A 7,744-nucleotide genomic window follows, 5' to 3' on the forward strand; every position below is an offset into this window, starting at 1 on the left:
GTGCCGGCCTCGTCCGGCCGGCGCCGGGCCCGGTGGGGCGTCATGCGTCGCCCATGACCAGGCCTTCGATGGTGTGCTTCTGGACGATGGGGGTCAGCTCTTCCACGACCGGACAGTGAAGATGTGCCCGTACGCGCCCCGGCAGGGAAGCCCAGTACGCACGGGTCACCGCCATGGCGTGGTGCGCGTCGTTGCCCGCGCCCGGGGCGTCGACACCCAGCACCAGGACCGGCCGGGAGTCAGGCGAGTGGTTGGCAGTGCCCCGGTGGACCGTCAGGGCGGAGCGGGCCGATATGTCCCCGCGCCGCGGGTACTTGCGCTCGGCGAGCCCGGCGTAACGCGGATAGGTGTCGCGGGGCGGGAACATCGCGTGGCCGAAGCGGGCGTCGTCGTCCCACTGGGTGCCCGGCGCGATCTCGAACGGACCCATGTCGTCGCGCGTGTCCACGGCCGTGAGGTTGAAGGCCAGGGACGTCAGCCGGCGCCGGTGCCGGGTGGCGTCCGGCATGGGGAAGTCCCGGTGCCAGGGCTGGTTCACGGCCCCGGCGAACGGTACGTCGAAGCCCAGCTCGACCACGCGGTAGTCGGGCCCCAGGACGGCCTCGCACACTCCCCGGACCCAGGGATGGTCCACGAGCTCCACGAAGCCCCGCATCTGCTCGGGGTGGATCTCCACGTAGTACCGATGGGGTCCCCGGCCAACCGCCCCGCCCTCCCGGCCGCGCGCCTCCGCGAAGGCCGTCTCGATGTCCTCGCGCATGACGTCGGCCCACTGCGGGGTGAAAGCGCCCCGGTGAGCGGTGACACCGGCCGTGCAGAGGTCCTGAACGGCCGTGTCGAGGTGCGGGGCAAGGGCGGCTTCGGGCATGGCGGTGGTCCCTTCATGGACGGGAGGCGGGGGCAACAGGCCTGCGACGGTGAGGTGTTCCTCCCCAGCGGGCCTGCCGACCCGTTCATATTGCAACGTTGCAAGCAACGTGGCAAGAGGCAGTACGCACCGACGTACGACGGGGCTGTTACGGTGCACAGCGCAAGGGCAGGGTCCGCCGACCGCCCCCGCGTATCGAGGGACAGGAGCTCACCGACCGTGGCAGCGAGACTCAAGGACGTCGCCGCGCTCGCCGGCGTGTCCGTCCGGACCGTCTCCAATGTCGTGAGCAACGCCGCGGCGGTCGCACCGGCGACGCGCGCCCGGGTCATGGCGGCGGTCGAGGAACTGGGCTACCGCCCCAACCTCGCCGCCCGCAACCTCCGGCAGGGGCGCACCGGCCTCATCGGAGTGGTCGTGCCCGAGATCCACTCCCCCTACTTCGGTGCGCTGACGGGTCTCCTCATCGACGCGGCGCAGGAACGCGGATGGACGGTGCTCCTGGAGCGGACCGGGGGGCGGGCGGATCTGGAGCGCCGTCTTCTGGACGGCTCGGAGGGGCACCAGGTCGACGGCATGATCGTCAGTCCGTGGTCGACGTCCCCGTCCGAGCTGGCGTCGCTCGCGGGTGGTCTGCCTCTCGTCGTCCTGGGTGAGCTGGAGCCGGACGGGTCGATCGACCATGTCGCCCTGGACAACGTGGGGGCCGCGCGGGACGCCGCGCGCCATCTGGTCGCGAGGGGCCGCAGGCGTGTCGCAGCGATCGGCCTGCAGTCCGGTCTGGGCCACGGCACGGCGGAACTGCGCGCCGAGGGCTTCCGGCAGGGGCTGCGGGAAGCGGGGCTGAGTCCGGTGGCCGAGGTGGAGGTGGCCGATCTGCACCGGGCGGAGGGTGCGCGGGCGCTCCGTGAACTGCTGCGGCTGCCCGGGCCTCCCGACGCCGTCTTCTGCTTCAGCGACGAACTCGCCCTCGGCGCACTGCGCGTGGCGGCCGAACAGGGCGTCCGCGTGCCGGAGGATCTGGCGCTGATGGGGTTCGACGACATCGAGGACGGCCGGTTCGCAGCCCCGTCCCTCACCACGATCGCCCCGGACCGGGAACAGATCGCCGAACGTGCCGTGCAGTGCCTGACCGAGCGCGTCCTGGGCCGGTTCGAGGCGCTGGCCGGCCGCCGGATCGTGGTCCCGCACCGCGTGCTGGCCCGGGAGAGCACCGGAGCCGCGGTCTCCCCGGTGTGACGAATCGGGCCGGGACGCCCTGTTGTGCCGGCTGTTCTCAGTACTCGTCGGGCTTGGGCGCCGCGTTCCGCAGGCGGATGCCGCTGAAACCCAACGTGCTGGGCACCACCGCTTCCCAGAAGCCCCAGAGGTTGTCGAGAACGCGCAGTTGGATCCCGGCTTCGCGGTGGAGCTGGAGGAGATCACCGACGGGCTCCGCCGGACCGAGTGGTTCGACGGGCTCAGTGGATACGAGGGCGTGCGGCACCGGCTCGCCGAAGGGACGGAAGGAAGTGGCGGCGAACCGATAGGCGAACAACTCCACGCTCAGGAACCGTCTCAGCCAGCTGTGCTCGATGGCGTGCACTCGCCGGCCGCCCCCCGGGCCGAGGATGCGTTCGCGGTCGGGGCGTGATGTGTGCGGCACGGCCCATGCCATGGCGCGCGGGCACTGTCGTGGGAACCAGTAGGCCGGGGCCTGTGTACCGTCGACGGCCCAGACGTACGCCTCCGGCTGCCGGGCGGTGGCGGCGACGTGTGGACGGAACACCGGGATCTCGGGGTCTTCGGAGAAGTGCAGCACCTCTCCTGGTCGGGGACGCATGCTCCGGTTCTACCGCACAACTGCCGCGAAGGATCAGCCGTATCGGCGGAAGAGCGCGTGGAGGTAGTCCTCCAGCCGACTCGTGAGCAGGGCCGGGGTCAGGTCGGTGCGTCCCAGCTCGTGCCAGGGCAGCGCGACCTTCTCGACATTCGAGAAGGCGAGGGCATCCAGGATCCGCCAGTACAGGTGAGCCGAGGGTTCACTGCTCAGGACACCTCCGGCGGCTTCGTAGCGCTCGGCCAGCCGCATCGCCTCCCCCGGGCCGTGCAGGAGGGCCAGAGCCGTGGAGCAGTGGGCCACGTCGAGGTCCGCGGGCCCCCAGGACGTCTCGACCCAGTCGACGACTCCGGTGATCCGTGTATCGGCTCCGTGTCCGCTGAAGAGCACGTTGCCAGGATGGAAGTCGCGGTGCAGGAAGCAGGGCCGATGGTCCGGGGGATCACGGCGGATGACGTCGACGGCGCGCTGCCACAGGTGCCTACGCTCCGTGTCTTCGGGGATGCTCACCCGTTCCGGAGAGGTCCAGGCCTCGTAGGCACGCGGCCGGGCCTCGGCCGGGACGCGCACCTGGTGAATGCGGACGAGCTGGCGCGCCAGAAGCTCCGTCCGCAGTCCCGCGTCCTCCTCGTCCAGGCGCACCGTGCCGGGCAGCAGCGTCATCAGCAACGACGGATGGTCGCAGTGCTGCGCGGTCGCGTCGACGGCCTCGAACGCGGCCACCGGCACATCGGTCCGCGCGAGGAGCCGCAGGATGTCCGCCTCCCGTGTGAGGAGTCCCTCCGCGTGGCGGACGAAGAAGGGCTTGACGAAGGACCGCAGCACGAACCACCGAGGGGCACCCGGCCCTCCGACGCGAAGGCGGCGCATCTCCGAGGTCCAACCGCCGCGAAGCCGTTCGGCGGCGTCCACAGGACGGCCCTCGCCCACCTGCGCCTCCACCCACGTTCGCGTACGGGACCAGCCTCGGTCATCGACGCCGGGCTCCGCGAAGGCGACATGTTCGTCCATGCTCACAACCTATCGATCACCACCGGCATGAACCACAGACCGGGAACAGGTACTCCGCCCGAGGACCTCCACCAGCAGTCCGTCCAGCAGATGGGCCATGACACAGCTCTTCCAACTGATCGCGCTCGGCCCTACCACCGCGATCATGCCCGAGTCCGCGAGCACCGACCCGCGCCGGGATCTCGCCGCCGTTCCGGTCCTGGATGCACCACCCGTGACCACGGTGATTGCTTGGCCTTCGCACAGCCGACTTCGCGCAGTCGCCGACCTGATCCGCGTAGCAACACGTCTTTGACCGGCGGCTCTGCATCTGCTCGCGTCAAGAACAAGCTCAGCCCCTGCGTGAAGGACGACAAGCGGTGGCCGTCAGTCGCAGAGGAACAGCTCGAGGCCCTCGACGGTTCCCGGCCCGGTCAGAAAGCGCTCGGCACTGGCAAGCCCGTCCTCCGGTGGCGGTTCACCGCTCAGGAAGCCACGGAACAAGCTGAGCGGCGAGGCCGCCGGACAGCAAGGAGCTCCCGGCAGCGCGGCGCGTGCGCGCACTGCCGGGAGCGGTCCTGCGGGGTGCTCCCTACGGCTGTTCGCCGTCGTGGAGTGCGGTCACCTCCTGGTCGGTGAGCGCCTTGTCGTACACCTTCACCTGGTCGACGGAACCGTTCCAGAAGTCGACGTTGCCGCCCGACCACTTGGCACGGCCGACGGACAGCGAGCCGGTGCTGACATCAGCGGTACCGGCCGCCGCGGTGGAGGCGAGCTTGCCGTCGACGTACAGCTTGATCTCGTCGCCGCTGCGTACGCCTACGAGGTGGTACCAGTGCCCGAGCTCGGGCTTGATCTCCAGCCGGGCCCGGTGGGCACCCGGGGTGGAGAAGGCGAACCCGCCCTGCCCGTACTGCAGGTAGAACGGGTTCTCCTGGCGCCGGCCGTCCTGGCTGACGACGGTGGCGTAGTTGCCCGGCAGCGCGTCGAGCGACGCCCAGGCCGAGACGGTGTAGTCGCCGGTGGTGTCGACGACCGGGCCGTCCGTCTCCGCGTACTGGCCCTCGCCGTTGAACTTCAGGGCCGAGCCCTGCGCACCCGGCGCCCAGGACGTGCCCTCGGAGAGGGTGAGGTCCTTGTGGTTCGGGCCGCTGTCGGCGGCCTTGGTGCCCTTGTTCTCGTCGAGGGACCAGGAACCGCCTCCCTTGATCTCGTCGCGCTCACCCGCGGCGGCACCGGCCGCGATGACCTCCTGGTTGATCTTCCGCACCTTGGCGGCGTCGACCTTGATCTCACGGCGGTCGTACGTCCAGAGACCGTTGAGCTCGTTCTCCAGGTCGGTCACCTGGGTGTAGATGGAGCCGGAGAGCTCTGCGCGGGCCGCGTCCAGGTAGTACGTACGGGTGTTGTCGACGTACTTGGCGGTCAGGGCGTCCTTGTCCGCGACGCCGCTGTAGATCGCGGTGGGGGCACCGGGCCACATGCGGCCGGGGATCCGCAGGGTGAAGCCGCCGTGCTCACCGTCCATCGCGGCGCGGTTCTCGTCGGGGAAGGCCGGATCGGTGTTGTTGTAGTCGTGGTGGTCGATGATGTCGCCCTTGCCGGAGTCACCCTTGCTGTTGCAGCAGTTGACACCACTGTGGGCGTTGACGACCCGGGAGGGATCCGCGGCCTGGACCTTCTCGGTGATCTTGCCGGTCTCGGTGCGGTCCCACTCGCCCCAGCCCTCGTTGAAGACGATCCAGGCTCCGATCGAGGGGTAGTTGTGCAGCTGCTCCATCATCTCGGCGCCCTGGTCGAGGAAGGCCTTCTGGCCCTTCTCGCCGGTGATGTTGCCGGAGACGAAGTCCTGCCACACCAGGAGACCCAGCTGGTCGGCGTGGTAGTACCAGCGGGCGGGCTCGACCTTGATGTGCTTGCGGACGGAGTTGAAGCCGAGGTCCTTCTGCGCCTTCAGGTCGAAGACCAGGGCCTTGTCGCTGGGCGCCGTGTTCAGACCGTCGGGGTAGAAGCCCTGGTCGAGCTGGGCGAGGGAGAAGAAGGGCTTCCCGTTGAGCACCAGCTTCTGGTAGCCGCCGACCTCGGCGACACCGAAGGAACGCATACCGAAGTAGCTGTCGACGGTGTCCTTGGAACGGCCGTCCTTGAGGGTGACCTCCAGGTCGTACAGGTACGGGTCGTCCGGCGTCCACAGGTGCTGCTTGGCGACCGGGAGGCTCAGCTCGCTGTTGGCCGCACCGGTGACGGTGCCGACGACCTTGCCCTTCTTGTCACGGGCGACGGCGGTGACCCGGGCGGACTTCGAGGCGTCCTCGGAGTTGACCGTCAGGGCGAGCCGGCCCTTGTCGATGTCCGGCGTGGTCTTCAGGGAGTCGACGGCGGCCGGGGCGACGGGCTCCATCCAGACGGTCTGCCAGATACCGGAGGAGGCGGTGTAGAAGATGCCGCTGGGGTTCGCGGACTGCTTGCCCGTGGGCTGGTCGGCTCCGGTGGTGTCGGTGACCGCGACCACGATCTCCTGGGGGCCGCTGCCCTTGAGCGCGTCGGTGATGTCGGCGCTGAAGGCGGTGTAGCCGCCGGTGTGCTCGGCGACCTGCTTGCCGTTGACCCAGACCCGCGCCTGGTAGTCGACGGCGCCGAAGTTGAGCTTCAGCCGGTCGTCGCTGCTCCGCTTGCCGACCGACCAGCCCTTGGGCACCGTGACGAGCTTGCGGTAGAACATGTGGTCTTCGTGGCGCTCGAGTCCGGAGAGCTGGGACTCGACGGGGTAGGGCACGGTGATGCGCTCGTCGAGCGACTTGCCGAAGACCGGCTGTTCACCGGCGGTGGCTCCCGCGAACTCCCACGGCCCGTTGAGGTTCTTCCAGTCGTCGCGCACCTGCTGCGGGCGGGGGTACTCCGGCAGCGGGTTCTTGCGGTCGACCTTGTCGCCCCACGGCGTGGTCAGGCGGTGCGTGGAGAGGTTCTTGGCCCTGCGGCTGATCTCCGGGACGGTCTCGTCGCCGTTCTTCAGGCCGGCCTCACCGTCGTAGGCGAACCTGACCTGCTGGCCCTTCTGGACGGCCGCGTCCAGGGTGACGACCAGTGCATTGCGGTTGTTGGACGCCCTGACGACCGACTTCACCGGCATCGGCGTGGTGTCCGCCTCGACAACGAGGTGGTCCTTCACGTCGGTGATGCCGCTGACCTCGTGGTCGAAGGTCGCCTGCAGCTTCAGACCGTTCTCGGCGACGCTCAGCCCGACCGGGTAGACCTCGAAGTCCGCCGGCGGGGTGAAGGCGGACTCGGGAACGATCTGCTTGGCGAGCTTCGCGCTCGACCAGCGCAGGAACATGTTCGCCCCGCCGACGTCCTGGAACATCTCCAGCCGGAACGTGTGCTGTTCACCGGCCTTCAGAGCGAGCGGCGCGCTCGTCTGTTCCTTGTCCCAGTCCGGCACCCAGTGGTCGATGACCGGCTTGTCGTCGATGAAGAGACGGAAGCCGTTGTCGCCGATGGCGGAGAAGGTGTAGTCACCGTCCTCCGGGGCCTCGATCTGCCCCGTCCAGCGGGCCGTGGTGTGCTCGGTCTTGCCGGTGGCCGACTCGAACGCCCCTGTAAGACCGGGGAAGTTGATCTCCGGGTCGAGAGCCGTGGCGCCGAGCGTCGCGAAGTCGCGGGCGCCCGGGGCGGACATGGCGAAGTACTCGCCCTTCAGGCCGTGCGGCTCGGTGGAGGGGTCCTCCTTCACGAACGCCGAGGCGGTGGCGGCTCCTTCGGCGGGAGCGGCGGCGGGGGCAGCGGCGGCGGCCGGGACCAGGATGGCCCCGACGGGAAGCAGCAGCGCCGCCGTACAGGCGAGCGTTCTGAGCAGCGTTCGGGGGCGGGCTAGTTGTCGTATCAAGGCGTCGTCCTCGTCGAAGAAGCCGAAGTGCTCCGAACCGCGGAGCACTGCACATAGTCGAACATTGAGCCACAGCCTCAAACACCTGACAACGGTCGTGCACGCAGAATTTTCAACGATAGAAAATTGAGACCATTCCCGCCCTCCACGCCGGGCGCGCGGGACCCGGTGGGCGGCATCGTGC

The 7,744-nt window shown here is 69.4% G+C and carries 5 protein-coding genes and 1 pseudogene; 2 read left to right on the top strand and 4 right to left on the bottom strand.

Annotation, left to right across the window (positions count from 1 at the left end; genetic code table 11):
* Positions 1-40 precede the first annotated feature (40 nt).
* On the bottom strand, positions 41-868 hold the full coding sequence (locus ACFWFI_RS38545) for a phytanoyl-CoA dioxygenase family protein (protein WP_387399847.1): 828 nt from the start codon (positions 866-868) through the stop codon (positions 41-43).
* A 219-nt stretch (positions 869-1,087) separates the two neighbouring features.
* On the opposite strand from ACFWFI_RS38545, the gene ACFWFI_RS38550 reads away from it, so the two are divergent.
* Positions 1,088-2,107, top strand: coding sequence for a LacI family DNA-binding transcriptional regulator (locus ACFWFI_RS38550; RefSeq protein WP_387399849.1), 1,020 nt, complete (start codon positions 1,088-1,090; stop codon positions 2,105-2,107).
* Between the two features lie 37 nt (positions 2,108-2,144).
* Here ACFWFI_RS38550 and ACFWFI_RS38555 read toward each other — a convergent pair whose 3' ends face one another.
* Together ACFWFI_RS38555 and ACFWFI_RS38560 are read right to left on the bottom strand one after the other, a co-directional pair.
* Positions 2,145-2,690: a DUF6886 family protein gene (locus tag ACFWFI_RS38555; protein ID WP_387399852.1), complete on the bottom strand. Its 546-nt coding sequence runs from the start codon at positions 2,688-2,690 to the stop codon at positions 2,145-2,147.
* Positions 2,691-2,723: 33 nt separating this feature from the next.
* Positions 2,724-3,698, bottom strand: coding sequence for a phosphotransferase family protein (locus ACFWFI_RS38560; RefSeq protein ID WP_387399854.1), 975 nt, complete (start codon positions 3,696-3,698; stop codon positions 2,724-2,726).
* Between the two features lie 97 nt (positions 3,699-3,795).
* Here ACFWFI_RS38560 and ACFWFI_RS38565 point away from each other — a divergent pair.
* A pseudogene (locus ACFWFI_RS38565) lies at positions 3,796-3,993 on the top strand (LysR family transcriptional regulator); the annotation flags it as partial.
* Positions 3,994-4,269: 276 nt separating this feature from the next.
* Here the strand turns inward: ACFWFI_RS38565 and ACFWFI_RS38570 are convergent.
* Positions 4,270-7,608, bottom strand: a complete 3,339-nt coding sequence (locus ACFWFI_RS38570) for a LamG-like jellyroll fold domain-containing protein (RefSeq protein ID WP_387399857.1) — start codon at positions 7,606-7,608, stop codon at positions 4,270-4,272.
* Between the last annotated feature and the right edge of the window lie 136 nt (positions 7,609-7,744).

This window comes from Streptomyces sp. NPDC060209, assembly GCF_042728155.1.
In the GTDB taxonomy this organism is placed as follows: domain Bacteria; phylum Actinomycetota; class Actinomycetes; order Streptomycetales; family Streptomycetaceae; genus Streptomyces.

Bases quoted from the DNA above. Each gene is read 5' to 3' on its own strand.
- ACFWFI_RS38545 (WP_387399847.1), bottom strand. From the start codon at position 868: ATGCCCGAAGCCGCCCTTGCCCCGCACCTCGACACGGCCGTTCAGGAC.
- ACFWFI_RS38560 (WP_387399854.1), bottom strand. From the start codon at position 3,698: ATGGACGAACATGTCGCCTTCGCGGAGCCCGGCGTCGATGACCGAGGC.
- ACFWFI_RS38555 (WP_387399852.1), bottom strand. From the start codon at position 2,690: ATGCGTCCCCGACCAGGAGAGGTGCTGCACTTCTCCGAAGACCCCGAG.